This is a genomic window from Rubneribacter badeniensis (assembly GCF_002899695.1).
GTDB classification, from domain to species: Bacteria; Actinomycetota; Coriobacteriia; order Coriobacteriales; family Eggerthellaceae; genus Rubneribacter; species Rubneribacter badeniensis.
Window position 1 is genome coordinate 23,057 of the sequence record NZ_PPEL01000010.1, and the last position, 22,608, is coordinate 45,664.

24 protein-coding genes are annotated in these 22,608 nt (G+C 65.9%); 21 read left to right on the top strand and 3 right to left on the bottom strand.

Going from position 1 to position 22,608, the window contains the following annotated elements:
• The 10 genes from mltG to efp all read left to right on the top strand — a co-directional run bounded on the left by mltG (position 1) and on the right by efp (position 8,737).
• Positions 1-1,152 carry an endolytic transglycosylase MltG gene (mltG, locus tag C2L80_RS03455; protein ID WP_103262650.1) on the top strand — a complete coding sequence of 384 codons (1,152 nt, stop codon included), beginning with the start codon at positions 1-3 and terminating at the stop codon, positions 1,150-1,152.
• A 15-nt stretch (positions 1,153-1,167) separates the two neighbouring features.
• Entirely contained in the window at positions 1,168-1,767 is a 600-nt protein-coding gene (locus C2L80_RS03460) for a YqeG family HAD IIIA-type phosphatase (protein WP_103262651.1), read from the top strand.
• Positions 1,764-2,690 carry a shikimate dehydrogenase family protein gene (locus C2L80_RS03465; protein ID WP_103262652.1) on the top strand — a complete coding sequence of 309 codons (927 nt, stop codon included), beginning with the start codon at positions 1,764-1,766 and terminating at the stop codon, positions 2,688-2,690. The genes C2L80_RS03460 and C2L80_RS03465 overlap by 4 nt, the downstream gene beginning before the upstream one ends.
• Positions 2,691-2,833: 143 nt before the next feature.
• A complete protein-coding gene (aroC, locus tag C2L80_RS03470; RefSeq protein WP_103262653.1) occupies positions 2,834-4,006 on the top strand; it encodes a chorismate synthase in 1,173 nt (390 codons plus the stop codon).
• A 78-nt stretch (positions 4,007-4,084) separates the two neighbouring features.
• On the top strand, positions 4,085-4,747 hold the full coding sequence (locus tag C2L80_RS03475; RefSeq protein WP_224759253.1) for a shikimate kinase: 663 nt from the start codon (positions 4,085-4,087) through the stop codon (positions 4,745-4,747).
• Entirely contained in the window at positions 4,729-5,841 is a 1,113-nt protein-coding gene (gene aroB, locus C2L80_RS03480; protein ID WP_087195975.1) for a 3-dehydroquinate synthase, read from the top strand. Before C2L80_RS03475 ends, aroB begins: the two co-directional genes overlap by 19 nt.
• Positions 5,842-5,851: 10 nt before the next feature.
• Positions 5,852-6,280, top strand: a complete 429-nt coding sequence (aroQ, locus tag C2L80_RS03485) for a type II 3-dehydroquinate dehydratase (protein WP_103262667.1) — start codon at positions 5,852-5,854, stop codon at positions 6,278-6,280.
• Entirely contained in the window at positions 6,261-7,424 is a 1,164-nt protein-coding gene (locus C2L80_RS03490; RefSeq protein ID WP_103262654.1) for a M24 family metallopeptidase, read from the top strand. Before aroQ ends, C2L80_RS03490 begins: the two co-directional genes overlap by 20 nt.
• A gap of 101 nt (positions 7,425-7,525) precedes the next feature.
• Entirely contained in the window at positions 7,526-8,065 is a 540-nt protein-coding gene (rbr, locus tag C2L80_RS03495; RefSeq protein WP_103262655.1) for a rubrerythrin, read from the top strand.
• Between the two features lie 111 nt (positions 8,066-8,176).
• Positions 8,177-8,737, top strand: a complete 561-nt coding sequence (gene efp / locus C2L80_RS03500) for an elongation factor P (protein WP_087194465.1) — start codon at positions 8,177-8,179, stop codon at positions 8,735-8,737.
• Between the two features lie 319 nt (positions 8,738-9,056).
• Here efp and C2L80_RS03505 read toward each other — a convergent pair whose 3' ends face one another.
• The gene (locus tag C2L80_RS03505; protein ID WP_169998978.1) at positions 9,057-9,365 is read right to left on the bottom strand and encodes a helix-turn-helix domain-containing protein; all 309 of its coding nucleotides are present in this window, start codon (positions 9,363-9,365) and stop codon (positions 9,057-9,059) included.
• Between the two features lie 391 nt (positions 9,366-9,756).
• Between C2L80_RS03505 and accB the strand changes: the two genes are divergently transcribed.
• From accB to C2L80_RS03540, 7 genes are all read left to right on the top strand, one after another.
• Positions 9,757-11,661: an acetyl-CoA carboxylase biotin carboxyl carrier protein gene (accB, locus tag C2L80_RS03510; protein WP_087195980.1), complete on the top strand. Its 1,905-nt coding sequence runs from the start codon at positions 9,757-9,759 to the stop codon at positions 11,659-11,661.
• Positions 11,661-13,013, top strand: coding sequence for an acetyl-CoA carboxylase biotin carboxylase subunit (gene accC, locus C2L80_RS03515; protein ID WP_087195981.1), 1,353 nt, complete (start codon positions 11,661-11,663; stop codon positions 13,011-13,013). Before accB ends, accC begins: the two co-directional genes overlap by 1 nt.
• Entirely contained in the window at positions 13,010-13,357 is a 348-nt protein-coding gene (locus C2L80_RS03520; RefSeq protein ID WP_087195982.1) for an Asp23/Gls24 family envelope stress response protein, read from the top strand. Before accC ends, C2L80_RS03520 begins: the two co-directional genes overlap by 4 nt.
• 35 nt (positions 13,358-13,392) lie before the next feature.
• Positions 13,393-13,902 carry a transcription antitermination factor NusB gene (nusB, locus tag C2L80_RS03525; RefSeq protein ID WP_103262656.1) on the top strand — a complete coding sequence of 170 codons (510 nt, stop codon included), beginning with the start codon at positions 13,393-13,395 and terminating at the stop codon, positions 13,900-13,902.
• Entirely contained in the window at positions 13,892-14,194 is a 303-nt protein-coding gene (gene xseB, locus C2L80_RS03530; protein WP_087195984.1) for an exodeoxyribonuclease VII small subunit, read from the top strand. Before nusB ends, xseB begins: the two co-directional genes overlap by 11 nt.
• Before the next feature lie 11 nt (positions 14,195-14,205).
• Positions 14,206-16,092: a 1-deoxy-D-xylulose-5-phosphate synthase gene (gene dxs, locus C2L80_RS03535; protein WP_087195985.1), complete on the top strand. Its 1,887-nt coding sequence runs from the start codon at positions 14,206-14,208 to the stop codon at positions 16,090-16,092.
• A 175-nt stretch (positions 16,093-16,267) separates the two neighbouring features.
• On the top strand, positions 16,268-17,320 hold the full coding sequence (locus C2L80_RS03540) for an inorganic phosphate transporter (protein WP_087195986.1): 1,053 nt from the start codon (positions 16,268-16,270) through the stop codon (positions 17,318-17,320).
• Between the two features lie 246 nt (positions 17,321-17,566).
• Here the strand turns inward: C2L80_RS03540 and C2L80_RS03545 are convergent, their stop codons facing one another.
• Positions 17,567-17,740, bottom strand: coding sequence for a YegP family protein (locus C2L80_RS03545; RefSeq protein WP_087195987.1), 174 nt, complete (start codon positions 17,738-17,740; stop codon positions 17,567-17,569).
• A gap of 351 nt (positions 17,741-18,091) precedes the next feature.
• Positions 18,092-18,616, bottom strand: coding sequence for a GNAT family N-acetyltransferase (locus tag C2L80_RS03550; protein ID WP_087195988.1), 525 nt, complete (start codon positions 18,614-18,616; stop codon positions 18,092-18,094).
• Positions 18,617-18,794: 178 nt separating this feature from the next.
• On the opposite strand from C2L80_RS03550, the gene C2L80_RS03555 reads away from it, so the two are divergent.
• The 4 genes from C2L80_RS03555 (at position 18,795) to C2L80_RS03570 (ending at position 22,594) form a co-directional block, all read left to right on the top strand.
• Complete coding sequence (locus C2L80_RS03555; RefSeq protein ID WP_103262657.1) at positions 18,795-20,069, top strand: ammonium transporter; 1,275 nt, start codon at positions 18,795-18,797, stop codon at positions 20,067-20,069.
• A gap of 12 nt (positions 20,070-20,081) precedes the next feature.
• Entirely contained in the window at positions 20,082-20,420 is a 339-nt protein-coding gene (locus C2L80_RS03560) for a P-II family nitrogen regulator (RefSeq protein ID WP_087195990.1), read from the top strand.
• A gap of 220 nt (positions 20,421-20,640) precedes the next feature.
• Positions 20,641-21,099, top strand: coding sequence for a Fur family transcriptional regulator (locus tag C2L80_RS03565; RefSeq protein ID WP_103262658.1), 459 nt, complete (start codon positions 20,641-20,643; stop codon positions 21,097-21,099).
• Between the two features lie 643 nt (positions 21,100-21,742).
• On the top strand, positions 21,743-22,594 hold the full coding sequence (locus C2L80_RS03570; protein ID WP_103262659.1) for a transporter substrate-binding domain-containing protein: 852 nt from the start codon (positions 21,743-21,745) through the stop codon (positions 22,592-22,594).
• The last annotated feature ends 14 nt before the right edge of the window (positions 22,595-22,608 follow it).

Below are 22,608 nucleotides of genomic sequence, written 5' to 3' on the forward strand. Positions count from 1 at the left end.
ATGCCCTCACGGAGAAAGCAGGTCACGTATTCGCAGCGGCCGAACCATGCGGCGCGCTCCGCTCATGCGCGCGGCGAGCGCCAGTTCCGCACGTACGACACGAGCTACATCCGTCCGAAACAGAGCAAAGCTCCCATCATCGTGTCCATCGTGCTTCTCGTCGTGGTGCTCGGCGGCCTTGCGTGGGGAGGGGTCACGCTGTTCAACAGCTGCTCCGGTCCGGCGGTCGAGCTGCTTGGCGAGGGCGAGGAGGCCACGGTCGAGGTGGCCGAAGGGGCGGGCGCGCAGGCCATCGGCCAGCAGCTCGTCGAGAAGCGCCTCGTGGCCAGCGCGTCGGAATTCACGCGCCGCGTGAACGACCTGGGTGTGGACAGCCAGCTCAAGCCCGGCACCTACACGTTCGCGGGCGGCACGGGCCTCGACGGCATCATCCGTGCGCTTCAGGCCGGTCCGGAGACGAACGCGCTCACCATCCCCGAAGGCTACCGGCTCTGGGAGATCGCCGATGCCGTGGCCGACCACACCGAGGGCCGCATCTCGGCTGAGGACTTCTCCGCAGCTGCTTCCGATGCGAGCGCCTACGCGGGCGACTACGCCTTCCTCGAAAGCGCGGGGTCGAACAGCCTCGAGGGCTTTTTGTTCCCCAAAACCTACGACATCGCCGACGACGCCACGGCCGATTCCGTGATCCGCGCGATGCTCGACCAGTTCCAGGCCGAGACGGCATCCCTCGATTGGTCGTATGCCGAAAGCCAGGGGCTCAGCATCTACGACGCCGTGAACCTCGCCTCTATCGTGGAGAAAGAGGCGAGCGGGAACGAGCTGATCCGCGCGCAGGTGGCAGCCGTGTTCTACAACCGTTTGGCAACCGATGACTATCCGAGCTACGGCTACCTGCAAAGCGACGCCACGACCGCCTACGAGCTGCGTCGCGACCCGACCGGCGACGAGGTGCACGCCGAGACGCCGTACAGCACGTACGCGAACCAGGGTCTGCCGCCCACGCCCATCTGCTCGCCGGGCCTCGACTGCCTGACAGCCGTGTGCGCGCCCGACCAGGAGGCACTCGGGAAGTACTTCTACTTCTACTTCGAAGGGGAGAACTATTACTTCAGCGAGACGTACGAAGAGCATCAGAGCACGTTCTCGTAGGCGGCGGTTCCCACCATGGCGTTTCTCGAGCCCGATCGTTACTTCGCGCGCTTGTCGCGCATCGACATCGACCGCGATTTGATCGAGCGGGGCTTTCGCAACGTCCTTCTGGACGTGGACAACACCATCCTCACGCGCGACACGCACGAGGTTCCGCGGGACGTGGGCGTGTGGCTCGCGCGGGCGCGGGATGCGGGCATCGCGTTCTGCCTCGTGTCGAACAATTGGCACGAGGGCGTGTATCGGCTGGCCAACCGGTTGTCGCTTCCCATCGTGGCGAAGGCTGTGAAGCCTTTGCCGCCGGCGTTTCTGGCGGCGCTCGGCAAGATCGGCGCGAAGCGATCCGAGACGGTGGTGGTGGGAGATCAGCTGGTCACCGACGTCATGGGCGCGCACTTCCTCGGCATGCAGGCGTATTTGCTCGCGCCGCTTGTGGAGCAGGACTTGCCCCACACGCTGCTGCTGCGCAATTTCGAGCGCGTTGTCATGGCGGGCCGCCAACCGGAGGGCGCAGGGGTTCCGTCGGCTGCGCAGCCGGTGGAGGCCAGCGCCGCCCCGGCAGACCGCGAGGGGGCCGAGGCGTGCGGATCTGCGAAAACGGAGGGAACCTCATGAGCGAACACCTTTACTTGCTGGGACATCCCGTTGTGCACTCGAAGTCGCCAGCGATGTACAACGCCGTGTACGAGCGCCTTGGCTTGCCGTGGCGCTACGAGTTGGCGGACCTCGCCTCCGAGGACGAGGCGCGCGCCTTTCTGGCTGCAGGGGATTTCCTGTCCGTGAACATCACCACGCCCTACAAGCCGCTGGCGTTCGAAGCCGCCGCGCATACGGCCGCTTCGGCGAAGCTCGCCCGGGGGGCGAACGTGCTCGTGCGCAAGAAGGATGCGCTCATCGGGTTCAACACCGACGGCCAGGGCTGCGCGGCGTACCTCGAGCGCACGGGGTTCAGCTTCGCGGGCAAGCGCGTGGCCGTGTGCGGCACGGGCCCCACGGCGCTCTCCATCCTGCATGCGAGCGCGGTGGCAGGCGCGGACGTGTGCTTGCTCGTCGGACGCGACAAGGAGCGGACGCGCGGCGTGCTCGAGGGCTACGTCGAACGCTTCGGCCTTTTGGCGAACGCCACCATCGATCTGCCGGCCGCGTCGCCCCACCACCGCAGCTTCCGCACCGCCTACGAACGGCCCACATTCAAGTTCGGCAGCTACGCGACGTCGTCGAAGGCGCTTGGATCGGCCGACCTCGTGGTGAACGCGACGCCGCTCGGCATGTGCGCGGACGATCCCGCGCCGTTCGACACGTCGCTTTTGCGTCCTGGCCAGACGGTGTTCGACGCGGTGTACGGCCACGGCGAGACGGCGCTTGTGCGCGGCGCTCGCGAGGCGGGCTGCACGGCTTTCGACGGAGCGGGCATGCTCGTGGGCCAGGCGGTCGCCACGGTGGGCATCGTGTGCGACCTGGCCGAGGTGGAAGTTTCGGCCTCGCATGACGAGCTGTTCTCCCTCATGGCCGAGGCGGCTGGCTTCGACCTGCCGTAAGGGCGGCAATCGGAAGCTGCCGGGCGCGCAGCCGGCTTCGTCGATTTCGCACAGCCCGCGGCAAGGCTCTTCCGCGGGCTTCGCGCGGTTTGGGGTACAATACGACGCGAACGTCATCCGAAAGCGCGGAAAGCGACGAAGCTATGCGATACCTCACAGCGGGCGAAAGCCACGGCTCCTGCCTCACAGCCATCGTGGAGGGCGTGCCGGCGGGCCTTAAAATATCGGAATCCCAGATCAACACCGACCTTGCGCGGCGGCAATCCGGATATGGCCGCGGCGGTCGGCAGAAGATCGAGCATGATGTCGTGCAGGTCGTGTCCGGCGTGCGCTTCGGGCGCACGACCGGCGCGCCGGTGGCGCTTATCGTGCGCAACCGCGACTGGGAGAACTGGGAGGAGCGCATGGCGCCGTTCGGCGGGCCTCCGAGCGACCTCAAGCGCGAGGTCACGCCGCGTCCCGGCCACGCCGACCTCGTGGGCGCGCTCAAGACCGACACCGACGACTGCCGCAACATTTTGGAGCGTGCGAGCGCCCGCGAGACGGCGGCGCGCGTGGCGGCCGCCGGCATCGCCCGCGAGTTCCTCGCCGACCTTGGCGTGGAGGTGTTCTCGTACGTGACCTCCATCGGCGACGCGCGCTTCGAAGAGGACGATCCGCTCATGCGCGCGCCCGACTACAAGCCGCTCGCCATCGAGACGAGCGAGGTGCGCTGCCCGGACGAGGCGGCCACCGAGGCCATGAAGGCGGCCATCGACCGGGCCAAAGAGGCGGGGGAGAGCTTGGGCGGGACGTTTCGCGTCGTGGCGACGGGCCTTGTTCCGGGCGTGGGAGGCTACGCCACGGCGGGCGACCGGCTCACCTCGCGCATCGGCGGCGCGCTGTTCTCCATCCCTGCCGTCAAGGGCGTTGAGTTCGGCCTGGGCTTCGAGGCGGCCCGCCGCCCCGGCTCCCGCGTGCACGATCCCATCGGACTCGATCCCCAGGCCGGATTCGTGCGCGCATCCAACAACGCCGGGGGCCTCGAGGGCGGCATGACCACGGGCATGCCGCTCATCGTGACGGTGGCCATGAAGCCCATTCCCACGCTCATGACGCCGCTTTCCACGGTGAACCTCGACACGCTCGAGGCAGAGGAGGCCTCCAAGGAGCGCAGCGACACCTGCGCCGTGCCCGCCTGTGCCGTCGTGGCCGAGAGCGAAGTGGCGTTTGTGCTGGCCGAGGCGTATCTGGAGAAGTTCGGACGCGACGCCATGGTCGATATCAAAGCCGCGCTGCGCGCCTATCGGCAACGGCTCAAGACGATGGCGCGCTAAGGCGGCGGGAAGACGAGCTGCCGACGCGATAGCGCGTCGCCGCGCCCGGACAGCGCGACGACGAGGAAAGGAGCGAACGTGAACGAAACGAACGGATCCGCAGACGAGGAGGAAGTGCTTTCAAAGCCGACGTTGTCGGTGGTGGCGCCCGAGGAATCCGCCTCGGTCGTCATCGCGCCCGTGCTGGAGCGGCCTGAGCGTCCGCAGTGCGAGCTGACGGCCCCCGTGTTCTTCGTCGGTTTCATGGTGGCGGGCAAGACCTCCACTTCGCGCAAGCTGGCGCGCACCTGCGGCGTTGCGTCGGTCGATCTTGACGCCTACGTGGAGCGGCGCGAAGGCAAGACCATCAACCAGATATTCTCGGAGGTGGGCGAGGAGGGGTTCCGCGCCATGGAGACTGAGGTCCTGCGTGATTTCTCTCAGCGCGACCCTTTGCTTGTCTCGTGCGGTGGCGGCGTGGTGCTCAAATCCGAGAACCGCGAGATCCTCAAACGGTCCGGTTTCGTGGTGTACCTGAAGGTGACGGCTGAGCAAGCGTATGCGCGCGTCAAAGACGTGTCGTCCCGACCGCTGTTCCGCGATTTGGAGACGGCTCGCAAAACCATCGACGGTCGTCTGCCTCTGTACGAGGAGGTGGCCGATGCCTCCGTGGACACGGTGGACAAAACGGTTGCCCAGGTGGCCCGCGAGGTTCGACGCATCCTTGAGAAGGAGGGCATCCTGTGCCAGCAACGAAGGTAGTGGTCAACGTTCCCGGCGAGGATGCCTACGACGTGCGCATCGGCGCGGGCATCCTCGATAGCCTCGGGGCGCATCTTCGCCGTGTGCCGGCGCTCGAGCGGACGGAGCGCGCGCTGGTCGTGACGGACGCGAACGTCGCGCCGCTTTACCGGGACGCTGCGAAGGCGTCCCTCGCCGAAGGGGGCTTCCGCGCAAGCGACGTCGTCGTGTGCGCGGGCGAGGATGCGAAGTCGGTGGCGGTGGCCGCCGAGATATGGGATGCGATGGCGCAGCTTTCCCTCGGGCGCGACTGCGTCGTGGTGGCGCTCGGCGGCGGCGTGGTGGGCGACCTGGCCGGATTCGTCGCGTCTGCCTACATGCGCGGCGTGCCGGTGGTGCAGGTTCCCACGACGCTTCTGTCCATGGTGGACTCGTCGGTGGGCGGCAAGACCGGCGTGAACCTTGAAGCGGGCAAGAACCTCGTGGGAGCGTTCAAGCAGCCGGCCTACGTGTGCGCCGACACCGCGACGCTCGCCACGCTCGACGAGCGCGAGTGGGCGTGCGGCTGCGCCGAGATCGCGAAGGCGTCGGTCATCGATTCCGACGAGTTCTTCTTCTGGCTGGTCGATGCGGCAGACGCGCTCGCCGCGCGCGACGAGGCCGTGGTGTCCGAGGCCATCGCACGCTCGGTGGTGTTCAAAGCCGACGTGGTGGCCGCCGACAAGACCGAGAGCAAGGGCGTGCGCGAGTGCTTGAACTACGGCCACACGCTCGGCCATGCGGTCGAGGCGCTTGCGGGCTACGGCACGTTCTCGCACGGCGCGGCCGTGGCCGAAGGCATGCGGTTCGCCGCGCGGTTGGGCGCGGCGCTCGTGGACACGCCGCTCGATCTGGTGGAGGCGCAAGACGCGCTGCTCGATGCGCTCGGACTGCCGGCGCTTTCCTGGTCGGCCGAGCCGGAGGCGATGCTTGCCGCCATGAAGCGCGACAAGAAGGCCCGTCGCGGGCAGGTGCGCTTCGTGCTGCCGCGCGATGTGGGCGATTGGCAGCTTGTGGACGTGGACGACGACACGCTGCTTTCGCACGTGGACGCATGGGCGCGCTCGAAGGGATAGGGTGCCGGGCATGAAGAAGATCCTGCTGATGAACGGTCCCAACCTCAACCTGCTCGGCGTGCGCGAGCCCGATGTGTACGGCACGGTGACGCTTGCCGACATCGAGCGGGAGGTGCGCGCATACGCCGCCGAGCGCGGCGCGGAGGTGGACTGCTTCCAGTCGAACCACGAAGGCGCGCTCATCGACCGGCTGCACGAAGCGCGCGGCGTCTACGACGGCATCGTGTACAACCCCGGCGCGCACACGCACTACTCCTACGCGCTGCGCGACGCCGTGTCGTCCATCGATGTGCCCACGGTGGAGGTCCATCTGTCCGACATCGAGGCGCGCGAGAAGTTCCGCCGCGTGTCCGTCATCGCCCCGGTGTGCGTCGCCCAGATCAAGGGCAAGGGCAAGGAAGGCTACAAGGAGGCCGTCGATGTCCTGCTCGCCCTCTGATCTCGCGCCCGCCCTCGCCGCCCCGCGCCTCGCGCGTCTGCGCGCGGCGTGCGCGGACGCGGGCGTCGACGCCTTCCTCGTGCGCGACACCTCGAACGTCGCGTGGCTCACCGCCTTCGATGGCGTCTTCGACGACGAGGCCGCCCACGCGCTGCTCGTCACGTCGCGCGATGCCGTGCTCCACACCGATTCGCGCTACGCCGAAGCGGCCCGTGTCGCCGCGGCGCGCGAGGGTGCCGTGGCGGTGGACGACTCCCGCTCCACCCATGCCGCGTTCGCCGAGGCGACGCTGCGCAGGGGCGGCGATCCTTCGGGCGAGGGGGCGGTGCGGTGCGGAGCGCTCGGCATCGAGGATTCCATCGCGCTCGCCGAGTACCGTCGCCTCGAGGTGGCGTTCGCGGGCGACGGCGTCCGCTGCGAGCTGCGCGAGACGTCCGGCCTCGTGCGCCGCTTGCGCGCGGTGAAGGAGCCGTCCGAGATCGCGCGTTTGCGTGCGGCCCAAGCCGTCACCGACGCCGCCTTCGCGCACGTCGTCGGCTTCATGCGCCCCGGCCTCACCGAGCGCGAGGTGCAGATCGAGCTGGAGGACTTCATGCGCCGCCACGGCGCGGAGGGCCTTGCGTTCCCCTCTATCGTGGCCGCCGGCGCGAACGCGGCCAGTCCCCATGCCGTGCCCGGCGATGCGAAGCTCGAGGCGGGCCAGTGCGTCGTGCTGGATTTCGGCGCGCGGGCGCACGGCTATTGCTCCGACATGACGCGCACGGTGTTCCTCGGCGCGCCCAGCGATCGGATGCGCGCGGCCTACGAGGCGGTCCGAGCCGCGAACGAGCGGGCAGAGGCCCTGCTGAGGCCCGGCATCACCGGCAAGGAGGCTCATGAGCTGGCCGAAGCCGTGCTGGCCGAGCACGGCTTCGGCGGCGCGATGGGCCACAGCCTGGGCCACGGCGTCGGCATCGACATCCATGAGGAGCCCAACCTCTCGCCGCGCAACGACGAGCCGCTTGCGGTCGGCAACGTGGTGACGGTCGAACCGGGCGTGTACCTTCCCGGCGAGTTCGGCATGCGCCTTGAGGACTTCGGTGTCGTCGTCGAGGGCGGCTTCGAGGTCTTCACCCGCTCCCCGCACGACATGGTGGTGCTGTAGGCTTTTCGCGGCGCGCGCAGGCGGCTATACTGGGTTCGGGGCGAAACGGCCCCGCAAGACGAGAGGCGTCAAGACGGGAAATATCGAAAGAAGGGGCGATCATGGAATTGAAGGGCAGCCAGACCGAGAAGAACCTGATGTATGCATTTGCGGGTGAATCGCAGGCGCACACGAAGTACCAGTACTACGCCAGCCAAGCCAAGAAGGACGGCTACGTGCAGATCCAGAACATCTTCCTGGAGACGGCGAAGAACGAGAAGGAGCACGCCAAGCTGTGGTTCAAGGCGCTGCACGACGGCGGCATCCCCGACACGCTGACGAACCTCGCCGACGCGGCTGCGTGCGAGAACGAGGAGTGGGCCGAGATGTACGCCGAGTTCGCCAAGACGGCGCGCGAAGAGGGCTTCGACACTCTGGCCGAGCTGTTCGACGGCGTGGGCGCGGTGGAGAAGGAGCATGAGGAGCGCTACCGCAAGCTGATCGAGCGCATCAACGCCGGCGAGGTGTTCAAGCGCGGCGACGTGTGCGTGTGGAAGTGCAACAACTGCGGCCACATCCACATCGGCAAGGAGGCGCCCGAGGTGTGCCCGGTGTGCGCGCACGGCCGCGAGCACTTCGAGCTGCGCGCCGAGAACTACTAGGATTTTCGCGGCGCTATGGCGGCGCGGGGCGCAAGCGGGTATAATAAACGGGTTTGAAATCTTGCGCCGCGCCGCAGACGGCGTGGGCGAATGCGAAAGGAAAGCGAAGCAATGGCCATCTCTACCGCCGATTTCAAGAACGGCATGTGCATCGAGTACAACGGCAAGCTGTGCACCATCGTCGAATTCCAGCACGTCAAGCCTGGCAAGGGCGGCGCGTTCGTCCGCACGAAGCTCAAGGACATCAAGACGGGCCGCGTGGTGGACTACACCTTCAACTCCGGCACGAAGTTCGACACCGTGCGCCTTGAGACGAAGAAGATGCAGTACCTCTACAACGACGGCGCCGACTTCAACTTCATGGACAACGACACCTTCGAGCAGTTGGCCATCTCGGCCGAGATGGTGGGCGACGCGGCGAAGTGGCTCAAGGAGAACGACGAGGCCACGCTTCTGTACGCCGGCGAAGAGCTCATCAGCATCGAGCCGCAGATGTTCGTGGAGCTCGAGGTCGCGCACACCGAGCCGGGCTTCAAGGGCGACACGGCCACCAACACCACCAAGCCCGCGACCCTTGAGACGGGCGTCGAGTTGCAGGTTCCCACGTTCGTCGAAATCGGCGACGTCTTGCAGATCGACACGCGCGACGGTCGCTTCATCAAGCGCGTGTGACGCGCTATCGGAATCGCTGAGGAGCGGGCGGCGTCCCAAAGGGCGCCGCTTTTCGTTGAGGCGAAGGTCGCTTCGCTGAAGCAGGCTGGATTCGGAGTCCGCGAGCAGGGCTCGCACCATGCTCCGTGAGAGAAGAAGGGGATGGCCGGCTGTTGGGGAGGGATGCCGGCCATCCCTTCATACGCCCGCGTTTGAACGGGGCGAGGGTCGGTTCGCGTCACATCGCTACGACCAAGGTCCTTCGGCGGCTGCGTTTTCGCCAGCCATGCGCGGTTTCATGTGACAGTATCTCCGTCCTTTTGTCACGCTTTTTCCACGCTCAGGGGCGTGCGTGACCGTCGGGCGGGAGGGGATAGTCCCTCGGGTGGAACGCGCACAGGTCGACGAGCTCTCCGGGGCTGATGTCGAGCGCCCGTGCGAGCTCGGCGATATGCGACAGCCGCGGGTCGGCCTTCGAGCGCTCGAAATCGCTGATCCGCGAGTACCTGGTGTTCAGCATGTAGCCCAACCGGTCTTGGGTGAGGTGCTGGCTCGTGCGCGCGGCGCGCAGGTTCTGGGCGAACTCATCCACAAGGCGCCGCCCGAGCGGATCTTTGATAGTCTTGTGCTTTTTCTTCGCCTGTCCCATACGGTAAGCGTAACCGCGTTGATACACTTCGTTGTAATCCATTGATTACAAAAAGGGAATTTCATTGAGCGAATCGCTGAGCGAAAAAGTCCGCGCTTTCGGGGTGTCTTGGCGTTGCGCCCGCTTCCGCGATTCTCGCCGGGGTGCCTGTCGGGGTATCTGTCTGCGGGAGGCTGTCGGTGGGGCCTCTGGGGCGCGACTTCGCGGGGCGCTCCCGAAGCCCCCTTTGCCGCGGCCCGCTGTCGCGAGCCCTCGCGCATGGAGCCTTCCGGCTCCGTTATTCTGTTCCTTACCGGTGATTTTTTCCGGAGGGCGTCCGCACGGCTCCCCCTTACTCTATAATTTGTGTTTCGATCTTTGACTAACTGCAAACCGAAGGGGGTGTGAGTTCATGCCAAGGCTTCAGATCATGGATACCACCATCCGTGACGGCCAGCAAAGCCTGTGGGCCACGCGCATGCCGATCGGCGATATGCTGCCGATCTTGCCGAAAATGGACCGCGTCGGATACTGGGCCATCGAGGCGTGGGGCGGCGCGACGTTCGACACGTGCATGCGCTTCCTCGATGAGAACCCGTGGGAGCGGCTTCGATCCATCAAGGCTCAGACGCCGAACACGCCGCTCGCCATGCTCTCCCGTGGGCAGAACCTGGTAGGCTACAAGCATTACTCGCGCGAGATCTGCCACCGCTTCATCAAGGCTGCCAAGCGCAACGGCATCCACGTGTTCCGCGTGTTCGACGCGCTCAACGACATCCGCAACGTCGTGGACAACGCGGAGGCCATCAACGAGTGCGGCGGGCATTTCGAGGGGGCCATCTCCTACACGATGTCGCCGGTGCACACGCTGGACAGCTACCTGGACTACGGCCAGAAGCTCAAGGACCTCGGTGCGGACTCCATCTGCATCAAGGACATGGCCGGCATGCTCACGCCCTACCGCACCGAGCGCATGGTGAAAGCGTTCAACGCCGAGATCGGCTTGCCGCTGCATATTCACTGCCACTACGTCGGCGGCATGGCGCCCGCCAACATCCTCAAGGCTGCCGAGGCCGGCGCGGCCATCGCCGACACGGCCCATGCGCCGCTGGCTTTCGGCAACTCGCATCCCGCGGTCGAGATGATCGTGGCCGCTTTGCAGGAGAGCCGCTACGACACGGGCCTCGATCTCGATCTCCTGTTCGAAATCGCCGAGTATTGGGAAGAGGTGCGCAAGCGCGGGCACTACAAGCGCGGCGTGTCGTCCCTTATCCATATGCAGGTGTACTCCCATCAGGTGCCGGGCGGCATGATGTCGAATCTGCTCTCGCAGCTCGAGGTGCAAAACGCGAGCGACCGTCTGCCCGAGGTGATGAAGGAGATCCCGAAGGTTCGCGCCGAGGTGGGCTATCCGCCGCTCGTCACGCCGATGTCGCAGATCGTGGGCACGCAGGCCGTGTTCAACGTGCTGACCGGCAAGCGCTGGGGCGTGGTGTCCAAGGAGATGAAGGACTACATCTGCGGCTACTATGGCAAGGCGCCGGGGCGCATGGACAAGGACATCGTGGCGAAGGTGGTGGGCAACTCCGAGATGTTGCCGCCCGACGTGGCGCCCGGCTCGCTCGTCACCACCACGTACGCCCAGGTTGAAGAGGAGATCGGCGACCTCGCGAAGAGCGAGGAGGACGTGCTCATGTACGCCTTGTTCCCGAACGAGGCGCGCACGTATCTGAGCAAGCACCGCACATCGGAGAAGGTCGACTTCCTCATGGAGCAGGAGTCGAGCCACACCAAGGAGGACGATTACGTGGACATCAATCAGATTCGCGAGCTGGTTCGCGTTGCCGAGGAGAGCGGCGTCGGCGAGATCGTAGTGGAGGAGGAGGGCACACGCATCGCCGTGCGCATGCCGGGCATCGCGGGCGCCGAGGCGGTCGCGGCCGCCGCTGCCGCAGCGGCGGCTCCGGTGGCCGCCGTGGCCCCGGCCCCTGCCGCCGCGGCTCCCGCTGCGGCTTCGGCTGGCGACGGCGTGGAGCGCCCCTCGAACTGGTATGCCGTGACCGCGCCCATGGTGGGCACGTTCTACACGTCCCCCGCGCCCGGCGAGCCGCCGTTCGTCAAGGTGGGAGACGAGGTTGCCGCCAAGCAGACGCTGTGCATCGTCGAGGCCATGAAGCTCATGAACGAGATCACGGCCGAGGAGATGGGCACGGTGCGCGAGGTGTGCCTCGAGGACGCCACGCCGGTGGAGTTCGGCACGGTGCTGTTCTACATCGAGCCGCACGGTGCGGCCGATCCTGCTGCGGAGACGGCATGATGTTCAACAAGATACTCATAGCCAACCGCGGCGAGGTGGCGCTGCGCGTCATGCGCGCGGCCAAGGAGCTGGGCGTGAAGACGGTGGCGGTGTACTCCACGGAGGACGCCGACACCTATCCGGTGCGCTACGCCGACGAGGCCGTGTGCATCGGCCCTGCGCAGGCGAACAAGAGCTACCTCGTGATGTCCAACATCATCGCGGCGGCGAAGAATACCGGCGCCGAGGCCATCCATCCCGGCTACGGCTTTCTCGCCGAGAACGCCGACTTCGCGCGCGCATGCGCCGACAACGACCTCGTGTTCATCGGTCCCTCTGCAGAGTGCATCGAGCGCATGGGCGACAAGTCGTCCGCGCGCGAGACGATGAAGGGCTGCGGCGTTCCCACGGTGCCCGGTTCGGACGGCTGCATCGATACGGCTGCCGAGGCCAAGGCGTTCGCCGACAGCGTGGGCTACCCCGTGCTCATCAAGGCCACGGCTGGCGGCGGCGGCAAGGGCATGCGCGAGGTGCACGACCCCTCCGAACTGGAGGCGCAGTACCAAGCGGCCCGCACCGAGGCCGGCGCGGCGTTCGGCAACGACGGCGTGTACCTGGAGAAGCTCGTGCTGCGTCCGCGCCATGTGGAGGTGCAGGTGCTGGCCGACGACTTCGGCAACCACATTGCGCTCTGCGAGCGCGACTGCTCGGTGCAGCGCCGCCACCAGAAGCTCATCGAGGAGGCTCCCTCGCCGGCGCTCGACGACGAATTGCGTCGTGCGATGGGCGTGGCGGCCATCAAGGCGGTGCGCGCCGTGGATTACCGCAACGCCGGCACCATCGAATTTCTGCTCGACGAGCGCGGCCACTTCTACTTCATGGAGATGAACACGCGCGTGCAGGTGGAGCATCCCGTCACCGAGGAGATCACCGGCACCGACATCATCAAGGAGCAGTTGCGCATCGCCGCCGGCGAGCCCATGAGCTGCGCCGCCCGCGCGCCGTTCTCGCCGGCGGGCCACGCCGTCGAGTTCCGCATCAACGCGGAGGATCCGGCGCACGGGTTCCGTCCGTGCCCCGGCACCATCACGCGTTTCGAGCCTCCGGCGGGCCCCGGCGTGCGCGTGGAGAGCTACGTGCGCACCGGCTCGCGCATCTCGCCGTACTACGATTCGCTCGTGGCGAAGCTCATCGTGCACGGTCAGGATCGCGCCGAGGCGCTTGCGCGCGGGCGCCGCGCGCTCGACGAGTTTACGATCGAGGGCATCCAGACCACCATCCCGTTCCATCGCCGCGTGCTGGACAACGCCGTGTTCTGCGCGGGAGATGCGACGACGGACTTCATCGAGACCCAGATGGGAGACGTGCTATGACCGATTTGAACGTTGAAGGCATGGCGCTTGCGCCGGGAGTCGTCGAAACGATCGTATCCATCGCCGTGGGCGAGGTGGAGGGCGTGGCCTCGGTGGGGCCCTCCTCCGCGAGCGGTTTGCGCTCGGTGTTCGCGAGCAAGCCCGCCACGCAGGGCATCGACGTCACGCTCGATGAGGAAGAGAAACTGCATGTGTCGGTGCGCGTCGACGTGTACTACGGCTATGCGTTGCCCGACCTCGCCGCCAACGTGCGCAAAGCCGTCGCCGATGCGGTGGCCAGCCAGGTGGGCGCGTCGGTCGGCGCCGTGGACGTGTACGTCGACGGCATCCAGTTCGCCCGCTAGACCACCGCGAGATCGCAAAGAACAGAAAGACATCCATGGCTGCAAAACGACACGAACGAACGCGCGCCCGTCGTGAGGCGCTTCAGGTGCTGTACACAAGCGAGATAACGGAGGAGTCCCCTGCGGCCATCGCCGAGGGCCCGACCCGTCTGGCTGAAGACGGGCCGCTGCCGGAGTACGCGCTTGCGCTCGTTCGAGGCGTGGAGGCGCATCGCTGCGCCATCGACGGCCACCTGTCGGCCACGTCGGAGAACTGGTCGCTCGTGCGCATGCCCATCGTCGACCGCTCCATCCTGCGTCTGGCCACCTACGAGATGATGTACGTGGAGGACGTGCCCACGTCGGTCGCCATCAACGAGGCCGTGGAGCTGGCGAAGGACTTCGGCGGCGCGGACGACTCGCCGCGGTTCGTGAACGGCGTGCTCGGTCGCATCGCGAGGCGCCTGGAAGAGGGGGCTCCTTCCCCCGCCCTCTTCGCGACTGACGAGAGCGTGTCCGCTTTGGCGGGCGAGCCGTCGGAGGGAGGGTCTACCCATGGCGCTTGAGGGGTACGACAGCTTCGAGGCGGTGAAGTCCCGGCTTGACGAGATCGTCGATGCCGTGGGCGACGACGACCTTCCGCTTGACGACGCGCTCGCCCTGTACGAGGAGGCCGTGGCGCTCGGCCTGCGTGCGAGCGACCTGCTCGAGGAGGGCATCGAGGCGCGGCAGGAGGCCGAGCGCGCAAGCGCCGACGCGGGCGCAGGCGCGCCCGGCGACGCCGTCGCGGACGGCGTTCAGGCTGCCGGCGACGCTGCCGATCCGGCTTCCGACGGGCCAGATCCGGCCCGATCCTGAAAGGCGCGAGCATGAACGAACGCATTCTCGACATGGTGTCGTCTCCGGCAGACCTCAAGGTGCTCACGAACGAGGAGCTATCGATCCTCGCCCAAGAGATCCGCGAGGAGATCATCACGGTGGCATCTGAAACGGGCGGGCACGTGGCCTCGTCGCTGGGCGCGGTGGAGATCATCCTCGCCGCGCATAGCATGCTCGACTGCCCTCACGACAAGCTCGTGTTCGACGTGGGGCACCAGGCGTACGCGCACAAGCTGGTCACCGGGCGCCTCGACGAGTTCAAGACCCTGCGCTCCTACGGCGGCCTGTCCGGGTTCACGAAGCCCGACGAGAGCCCCTACGACGTGCACCCGTCCGGCCACGCGTCCGACTCGCTGTCCGTGGCGCTCGGCTTGGCGCAGGCGCGCGAGCTGTCCGGCGGCGACGAGAAGATCGTGGCCGTCATCGGCGATGCGGCGCTGTCCGGCGGCATGGCGTTCGAGGCGCTCAACCACATGGGCCAGACGCAGACCCCCATGGTCATCATCCTCAACGACAACGAGATGTCCATCTCGCGCAACGTCGGGGCGCTTATGAAGCACCTCGGCTACATGCGCGCCTCCACGCAGTACCGCGAGACGCGCGACTTCGTGCAGGAGAAGATGGAGAAGAGCGGCCCCTTCGGCACCGCGCTTGCCAACTTCGGCCGCAACATGAAAGAATCGCTCAAGCAGTTCATCATCCCGCGCTCGATGATCTTCGAGCAGCTGGGCATCCTCTGCACCGCGCCCATCGACGGGCACGACATCGGGCTTCTCAGGGAGACGCTTGCGGCCGTGCTCGACACGGACGGCCCCGTGCTCATCCACGTGGTCACGCGCAAGGGCGCCGGATACGCGCCCGCGGTGGCCGATCCGGAGAAGTTCCACGGCATCGCGCCGTTTCACATCGCCACCGGCGAGGTGAAGAAGAAGCCCGCGTCCGCACCGACGTACACGAGCGTGTTCGGCAAGGCGCTTGTGGCCGAGGCGCGTCGCGACGAGCGCATCGTGGCCATCACGGCGGCCATGCGCGGGGGCACCGGGCTCGATGCGTTCTTCGAGGAGTTCCCCGACCGCTTCGTCGATGCGGGCATCGCCGAGGAGCATGCGGTGGGCCTGGCCAGCGGGCTTGCGTTTGGCGGTAAGAAGCCGGTCGTGGCCATCTATTCGACGTTTCTGCAGCGCGCCATCGACCAGATCGTCATCGACAGCGCGCTGCCGAACCTCGACGTGGTGTTCGCCATCGACCGCGCCGGCGTCGTCGGCGAGGACGGCCCCACCCACCACGGCATGTTCGACATCGCCTATATGCGTATGATTCCCCATATGCGCGTGCTCGCTCCCTCGGACGAGGCCGAGCTTGTGCATGCGCTGCACACGGCCCTCGCCTTGGGCGGGCCGTTCGCCATCCGCTATCCGCGCGGGGCGGCTGAGGGCGCGCCCGTGCCCGACGAGCCCGAAGTGCTTGAAGAGGGCCGCGCGCGCGTCGTGCGCGACGGCGGCGACGTGGCCGTGCTCGCGTTCGGGCGCATGGTGTCCCGCGCACTCGGGGCCGCCGACATCTTGGCGCAGCGCGGTATCGACGCGCGTGTCGTGGACATGCGCTGGGTGAAGCCGCTCGACGCTGAGGAGATCGCACGCGCCGCCCAGACCAAGCTCGTGGTCACCGTGGAGGGCGGCGTCGTGGCCGGTGGAGCGGGCGAGGGCGTGCTGGGCGAGATGGCTCGCCAGGGTCTGTGCGCGCCGACGCTCAACTTGGGCATCCAAGATCGGTACGTGCCGCAGGGAAAGGTCGATCTTCTTCTGCGCGATCTGGGCCTCGACGCGGAAGGCATCGCCTCTTCTGTCGAGAAGCGGTTGGCGCGGCTGGGCGGCTGAGGGAGGGGCGCGGCGAAAGCGCTTGCGGACGATGCCGTCCGAGGCATCGCCTCCGCGTTTTGCGCTTCTCACCTCGGATTTTACATGAACTTGATCTTCACTTTACAAAGTTCTGACAGCATGTCTCTATCATTGCTCCGAGCGTTTTATTCTTGAAGTCCGAAAGGGGACGGGAGTGGGATACGATCTTGCGGCGTTCGCGACGGCCTTCGTCAGCGATCCCGTGCTCGCGGTCATCGTGGTGCTGACGTTGGGCGCCACTATCGTCAACGGCGCCACCGATGCCCCGAACGCCATCGCGACGGTGGTGGGCACGAAGGCCATGCGCCCCGGCCCCGCCATCGCCATGGCGGCGGTGTGCAACTTCGTGGGCCTGGCGGGCATCACGATGGTGTCGTCTGCCGTGGCGCTCACCATCTTCAAAATGGTCGACTTCGGCGGCAACAACCATGCGGCGCTCGTGGCGCTTGCCGCGGCCATGGTGGCCATCATCATGTGGGGGGTTGTCGCATGGTACTTCGGCATCCCCACATCGCAAAGCCATTCGCTCATCGCAGGCATCACGGGTGCGGCCATCGCGCTGCAGGGCGGTCTTGCCGGCGTGAACGGCGCCGAGTGGATGAAGGTGCTCTACGGCCTGGTTGTCTCCACCTTTCTGGGATTCGGAACGGGATGGCTGTTCACGCGTCTCATCCGCGTGTTCTGTTGGCGTGCGCAGCGTTCGCGCGCCAACGCGTTTTTCAAGTGGGCGCAGATCATCTCGGGTGCGGGCGTCGCCGTGCTGCATGGAGCGCAGGACGGGCAGAAGTTTTTGTCCCTGTGCATGCTCGGCATCATGATCGCCATGTCGGGCACGGTGGACGGCAACGTGACGTTTCCATTTTGGCTCATCTTGCTTGTGTCGGCGGTCATGTCGCTTGGCACTGCGTTGGGAGGCAAGAAGATCATCAAATCGGTGGGCATGAACATGGTGAAGATGGAGCAGTACCAGGGTTTCGCCGCGTGCTTGTCGGCGTGCTTCTGCATCGGACTCGCCACGTTCACCGGCATGCCCGTGTCCACCACGCACACCAAGACCACCGCCATCATGGGCGTCGGCGCCGAGAAGAGCATCCGCAACGTGAAGTGGGGTCTTGCCGGTCGCATGGTGCTCACCTGGGTGCTCACCTTCCCCGGCTGCGGTTTGCTGGCGTTCGTGTTCACGCACCTGTTCCTCATGTGGTTCTAGCCTCGGTTTCGCGGAGGGTGCGGTTGGGGCTGGGCAAATGCGGTAGGCGTTTCCCATCCGTTGCCGCACGGCAATGTTCTCTGCCGTAGTGCTGAAGTGGTTCGGTTGCTTTGGCGAACCCCCTTGGGGCTTTTTGGCCCGCAGGTGCGCATCGGAATCCATATCGGTCGAGATGCCTGTGAAAAGCCCCCTCTCATCTGCGATGAAAGGGGGCTGCTTCAATTTCGGCCTCGTATGTGAAAGAGGCTAATCCTCTTCCACGACCTCGGCATCGGGGGCGTTCTTCTTCACGCTTTCAATGCCCTTTTTGCACGAGTCTTTCGACTTGTACACCTGCGATGTGGCGATGATCTCGCCGTTGTCGGCCTTCAGCACGAAGTGGCATCCGGCATCCGTGGACTTGATCACGAACTTTCCCATGTGACTGCACCTTTCTCGACCGTTGAGCGGACGTGTCGATCATACACCGCTCACCGAGTGCGTTTCGGCTGACTCAGGTGATTAAACCTCAGGTTGGAGATACCCTCTTTTTTGTTCGGGACGTGCGCGTTTGCGTTTTCGAGGGAACGAGAATCACCGCTGTGGAGGGTTTTGGGCGCAGCTGAACCGCTCAATTGGTTGGCGCGTTTCCGTTGCAGCGGCCTTTCTCCTGGTCGCGGAGAAAGGCATAGCAGTTTGCGAATTGAAATCGCTCTGCAACGGCGGCGGTTTTCGCGGTTTTCGGCGGGCGCGCACGGCAGACGGGGGATTTCCGTGCGGTGGCGAAGGGGCCTACGGCGCCAACGGCTCGATCCGCTTCTCCATGATGTAGTCGTCCATGATAAATCCGTTGCCGATGTCGGTCTCCACGGCGTCGATCGTGCGGAATCCGGTGCCCAGGTAAGCTCGGATGCCCAGTTCGTTGCCTTTGTTCACGGTGAGGTACATCGCTTCGAGGTTGCGCTCGCGGCACAGGCCCTCGTAGAAGCGGACAGTCTCCTTGGCGAAACCGCGACCGCGCTCTTCGGCCAGCAGGTAGATCTTCGATATGAAGAAGCGGTTCGTCTGCACCTCGACGTGGCCGCCTGTGTAGCCGACGATGCGCCCGTCGTCTTCGGCTTGCAGAAACCAGTACTCGTAGGCGTGTTCGGCCATATCCCGTTCGATGGCCGCGAGGCTTTGGAACCGCTCGACCATGTAGTCGGTCTGGGCTTCTCCGATGAGGGCGGGCCAGTACTCGTGCCAGATCTCGTCGGCGAGCGCGGCGAGGCGCGCGCGGTCGTCGGGGGTTTCCACCGGGGTGAATGCGGTCGTCATGATGCTGCCTTCCCGTCGTGTTTGGCTGCGTGTTTCCGTATTGTAACGCGTGCGTTTCCAGTTCGTTGCGAGCGTTTTCCAAGCGCGTTAATTCCGGCGCATCGCGCACCGCATCGCCTCGAATGCTGGCATGATCGAATCCGTCACGGAAGCACTGCGAGAGAAGGAGGCAGAAGGCATGTTCGATACAGGCACGACGGGCTTCATGCTGGTGTGCGCGGCGCTCGTCTTCGTGATGACGCCAGGGCTGGCGTTTTTCTACGGAGGCTTGAGCCGGCGCAAGAACGTGGTCAACACGATGGCCATGGTGTTCGCGTCCATCGGCATCGTGGGCGTCACGTGGACGGTGTGCGGATGGTCGTTCGCGTACGGAGGGGACGGCTCGAGCCCCTTCTTCGGCGGGTTCGACCAGCTCGGGCTCCTCGGCAGCGCGCAGGGAATATTCGGCGAGGCTGCGGGCGAAACCGTCGACGCGACGTACCCCGGAATCGTGGACGTGGCGTTTCAGATGGCGTTCTGCATGATCACGACGGCCATCGTCACGGGCGCGGTGGCCGGGCGCGTGAAGTTCGGCGCGGTGTGCGCGTTTCTGGCGGCGTGGACCGTGCTCGTGTACCCGCCGCTCGCGCACATGGTGTGGGGAGGCGAGGGAAGCCTGATAGGCGATGTGATCGGCGCGCTCGACTTCGCGGGAGGCGACGTCGTGCACATCTCGTCCGGCCTCACGGGCCTCGTGCTGTGCTTGCTTGCGGGCAGGCGGAAGGGTTTCGGCGTGATGAGCTACCGTCCCCACAACGTGCCGTTCGTGGCGTTGGGCGCGGCCATTCTGTGGTTCGGATGGTTCGGGTTCAACGCGGGCTCGGCGTTCGCTGCAGACGGGGTGGCCGCCCTCGCGCTCGTCAACACCGCGGTGGCGTCCGGCGCGGGGCTCGCGTCGTGGATGCTCGTGGAGCGCGTGCGCGCGGGGAAGCCCACGCTCGTGGGCGCGGCGACCGGGCTGGTGGCGGGGCTTGTCGCCATCACGCCGGCTGCCGGGTTCGTGGAGCCGTGGGCGGCAGTGGTCATGGGGCTGGTCGTGTCACCGGTGTGCTATCTTTCGATTTCGGCGCTCAAGAGGCGGCTCGGCTACGACGACGCGCTCGACGCGTTCGGCTGCCACGCTGTCGGCGGCGTGACGGGCGGTCTTCTGACCGGCCTGTTCTGTGTGCCGGAGCTTTCATGGACCGATGCGGGCGGGCTCTTCTACACGGGCGACCCTTCGCTTCTGGCAAGCCAGGCCGTGGGGATTCTGGTCACCGTCGCGTTCGTGGGCGTCGCCGACATCGTGCTCGCCTTCGTTGTGAAGGCGGCGTTCAAGGGCAGTTTGCGCGTGAGCGATCAGGAGGAGGCCCAGGGGCTCGACGTGGCGGCGCATGGCGAGAGCGCGTATCCGGCTTATGTGGGGCTTGACTAGAAAGGTGCGAATATGAAGAGGATCACGGCCATTGTGCGGCCCGAGAAGCTTGAGCCGGTCAAGGAGGCGCTGTTCGCTGCGCGGGTGTCGGGCATGACCGTCTCCCAGGTGCAGGGGTGCGGCAACCAGCACGGCTGGAAGGAGTTCTACCGGGGAACTGAAGTGCTGCTGAACATGATTCCCAAGGTGAAATTCGAGCTCGTGGTGGACGACGGGGAGGTGGACGGCCTGGTGGCGCTCATTGCCGACACGGCCCGCACCGGCGAGGTGGGAGACGGCAAGATATTCGTCTCCCCGGTGGAGGGCGTCGTGCGCGTCCGCACGGGCGAGACGGGGCCGGCTGCCGTGTAGCCGCCTTGCCGTGTGCTCTGCGCAAGGTGCGTTGCGCTGCGGATCGCGATCGGGGCGCGCTTCGATCGCGATCCGCGCTTGCAGGGAGCGTTCGGGTGGATTTGTGGACGTTCGCCGCAGAAGGCATGCTCGAGAGCGTCGTGTGCGTCCTCTTTTTGCTAATGATATATAATCCTATTTAATGTATCCTCTGGCTAGCAACGCACGTGACGGGGTCATTATGGTTACGACGACTGCGGACAAGCATGATCGCGCGACAACGCGCAACACCATCCAGCGAGCGCTCGTCCTCGAGGCGGTGAGGACGTTGCGCGACCATCCCACTTCGGCCGATGTGTACGAGGCGGTGCGCGAGCATCATCCGAGCATATCGCGCGCGACGGTGTATCGGAATCTCGGCGTGCTGGCGAGCCGCGGAGAGGTGACCCGCGTCGAGGTGCCGAACGGCGCGGACCGCTACGACTTCCGCACGACCCCCCATTGCCATGCCCTCTGTCGCACGTGCGGCGGCGTGTTCGATATCGAGATGCCGCAGGTGGACATGGCGTCGCAGGTGACCGATGCGCACGGTTTCTCCATCGAACGCTGCGAGATTGTCTTCGAGGGCGTTTGCGCGCAGTGCCAAAGCCGCGGCGAGGCGCATGTCGAAAAGGATTGCGGCTCGTGCCATAGCGCCTGATCGTTTCGGATGCGGCCTCTTGGACGAGGCTCCCTGGCTCCTTTCCGTGGTTGCGCGTCGTTCGAGGGCTCCCTCTTTGCGCGTGCAGGAGCGCGTGGCCCGCGAAGGGCGAGGTGAGGACGCATGCGGCGCGGTGTCTCTTCGCGTTCGAGGACTCCTTGCCGAGCTTTCATCCGGCTGCTTGCGCATGGCCGGTGCCCGCCTTGCTCCGCGGGCGGCCAAATGGGCGCTTCCATTCGATTCTTTCCGTGCGTTCGCGAAGGCGTGCGCGGTTCGCAAGAAATCGACCGCGCACGAAAACGAGGGTAGGGGCTTCCACTCGGCGTATGAGGCTTTCCTTTGCCTCCCTTCCCGGAGCTTCGCGCCCGCCAGGGTGTGCGGCTTGCGAGAAACGTGCGGGCGCAACGGGCGAGGGGCGCGGCGCTCTTCGCCCTTTCCCGTCGCACTCCCTTTGCTTCGCCCCCCCCCCTCCCTCGAATTCCCCGTTTGCGACCTGCTCTGTTCTTGATCCCATTCAAGAAACGGTTGAACCATTCCATCGTGACTTCCCATAGATGATTCTTTCGTCATACTAATTATTTTGCAGCAGGGCGGTCGCCCTGCGTCACACGATGGGGACAACGTTTTGGATAGGAGGAGCCCTGTGAGGAATGAGAGGGCGCGGGCGCTCGCCGCCTCGCGCGCGTTCGCGGCAATCGCCCTGCTCGTTGCGTTCATCGCAGCGGCGGTGGGGCTGGCCGGTCTGTCCGGCTGCACTGCCACCGATAGCCAGCAGGAGGGCGGCACGCTGCGCGTCGGCGTGCGCAGCGATATCGTGAACTTCGGATACCTGAACGAGCGGACGGGCAAGTACTACGGTCTGGAGATCGACATCGCCGAGGAGATGGCGCGGCGCATGGGCTATGCGGACGTGGAGTTCGTCACGGTGACGCCCGACACGCGCAAGGAGATGCTGATGAACGGCGAGGTGGACTGCCTCGCGGCGTGCTATTCCATCTCCGACACGCGCTTGGAGAACTTCGACTTCTCCCCGGCCTACTACACCGACGACGCCGTGATCATGGTGGAGAACAGCACGCGCATCACCGACATCGTCGAGCTGGCAGAATGCACGTTCGGCGCCATGTCCGGGTCGAACACCGCGCCGCAGCTGGTGCTCAAGCTGACCGACTTGGGCTTCACCTCGGGCGCCGACGACATCATGGACTTGGGCGACGACAACCAGTTCGACACCTTCAGGCTCGTGCAGATGCCCTCGTACGAGGAGCTTTCGCTCGCGCTTGAGGAGGGCCGCATCGACGCCGCCTGCATGGACGGTGCCATCGCCCAAACGTACATGAACGAGGATCGCTCCCTGCTCGATTTCAGCATATCCGAGCAGGAGTACGGTGTGGCCACGCAGAAGGGCTCGGCGCTCAGCCAACCGGTGGCCGACGCGATCCAGGCGATGCTCGACGACGGCACCATCGCCGGCATGATCGACAAGTGGAACTAGGAAGGAGGCCGTCC

Excerpts from the sequence above, each read along its gene's own strand:
- mltG (WP_103262650.1), top strand. The coding sequence starts at position 1 with ATGCCCTCACGGAGAAAGCAGGTCACGTATTCGCAGCGGCCGAACCAT.
- C2L80_RS03460 (WP_103262651.1), top strand. The coding sequence starts at position 1,168 with ATGGCGTTTCTCGAGCCCGATCGTTACTTCGCGCGCTTGTCGCGCATC.
- C2L80_RS03465 (WP_103262652.1), top strand. The coding sequence starts at position 1,764 with ATGAGCGAACACCTTTACTTGCTGGGACATCCCGTTGTGCACTCGAAG.
- aroC (WP_103262653.1), top strand. The coding sequence starts at position 2,834 with ATGCGATACCTCACAGCGGGCGAAAGCCACGGCTCCTGCCTCACAGCC.
- aroQ (WP_103262667.1), top strand. The coding sequence starts at position 5,852 with ATGAAGAAGATCCTGCTGATGAACGGTCCCAACCTCAACCTGCTCGGC.
- C2L80_RS03490 (WP_103262654.1), top strand. The coding sequence starts at position 6,261 with ATGTCCTGCTCGCCCTCTGATCTCGCGCCCGCCCTCGCCGCCCCGCGC.
- rbr (WP_103262655.1), top strand. The coding sequence starts at position 7,526 with ATGGAATTGAAGGGCAGCCAGACCGAGAAGAACCTGATGTATGCATTT.
- efp (WP_087194465.1), top strand. The coding sequence starts at position 8,177 with ATGGCCATCTCTACCGCCGATTTCAAGAACGGCATGTGCATCGAGTAC.
- C2L80_RS03505 (WP_169998978.1), bottom strand. The coding sequence starts at position 9,365 with ATGGGACAGGCGAAGAAAAAGCACAAGACTATCAAAGATCCGCTCGGG.
- accB (WP_087195980.1), top strand. The coding sequence starts at position 9,757 with ATGCCAAGGCTTCAGATCATGGATACCACCATCCGTGACGGCCAGCAA.
- accC (WP_087195981.1), top strand. The coding sequence starts at position 11,661 with ATGTTCAACAAGATACTCATAGCCAACCGCGGCGAGGTGGCGCTGCGC.
- C2L80_RS03520 (WP_087195982.1), top strand. The coding sequence starts at position 13,010 with ATGACCGATTTGAACGTTGAAGGCATGGCGCTTGCGCCGGGAGTCGTC.
- nusB (WP_103262656.1), top strand. The coding sequence starts at position 13,393 with ATGGCTGCAAAACGACACGAACGAACGCGCGCCCGTCGTGAGGCGCTT.
- xseB (WP_087195984.1), top strand. The coding sequence starts at position 13,892 with ATGGCGCTTGAGGGGTACGACAGCTTCGAGGCGGTGAAGTCCCGGCTT.
- dxs (WP_087195985.1), top strand. The coding sequence starts at position 14,206 with ATGAACGAACGCATTCTCGACATGGTGTCGTCTCCGGCAGACCTCAAG.
- C2L80_RS03545 (WP_087195987.1), bottom strand. The coding sequence starts at position 17,740 with ATGGGAAAGTTCGTGATCAAGTCCACGGATGCCGGATGCCACTTCGTG.
- C2L80_RS03550 (WP_087195988.1), bottom strand. The coding sequence starts at position 18,616 with ATGACGACCGCATTCACCCCGGTGGAAACCCCCGACGACCGCGCGCGC.
- C2L80_RS03555 (WP_103262657.1), top strand. The coding sequence starts at position 18,795 with ATGTTCGATACAGGCACGACGGGCTTCATGCTGGTGTGCGCGGCGCTC.
- C2L80_RS03560 (WP_087195990.1), top strand. The coding sequence starts at position 20,082 with ATGAAGAGGATCACGGCCATTGTGCGGCCCGAGAAGCTTGAGCCGGTC.
- C2L80_RS03565 (WP_103262658.1), top strand. The coding sequence starts at position 20,641 with ATGGTTACGACGACTGCGGACAAGCATGATCGCGCGACAACGCGCAAC.